Genomic DNA, 375 nt, shown 5'->3' with positions numbered 1-375 from the left:
CAATAACTTATTGTTAATTTCGCTGGGATTTAAGGTGGTTACTAAAAGTTAACCAGTTGTAGTCTAATTCTAGGTAACCATAATAAACCACAAGACAGCGATATCTTCTTCGCTATGTAAAGCAGTCAATTTATTAAAGGGTTAATTATCATGAGTAACGTTCTAATCATTAACGCACACGAGCCATCGCCATTTTCTGAAGGTAAGCTAAATGCTGCTCTAGTCGAGAAAGCTCGCACCAAGCTAGAGTCAAAAGGTCATGAGGTTCGTGTGGTTACCATGCAAGATGAAATTGTCGTTGATGAGCAACTGGCGCACTTTGAATGGGCAGACCGCGTAATCCTTCAGTCTCCTGTTAACTGGATGACGATTCCA

At 40.5% G+C, this 375-nt stretch carries 1 protein-coding gene; it reads left to right on the top strand.

Annotation, left to right across the window (positions count from 1 at the left end; genetic code table 11):
- Window positions 1-150: 150 nt before the first annotated feature.
- Window positions 151-375 (top strand): NAD(P)H-dependent oxidoreductase (locus tag BCT81_RS02680; RefSeq protein WP_133152501.1); only part of this gene is annotated, 225 nt, incomplete at its 3' end.

The sequence above is a fragment of the Vibrio sp. 10N.261.52.A1 genome (assembly GCF_002876325.1).
Classification (GTDB): Bacteria; Pseudomonadota; Gammaproteobacteria; order Enterobacterales; family Vibrionaceae; genus Vibrio; species Vibrio chagasii.
The sequence above is the reverse complement of the archived record's forward strand: the minus strand, read 5'-3'. Positions and strand labels throughout refer to the sequence as shown.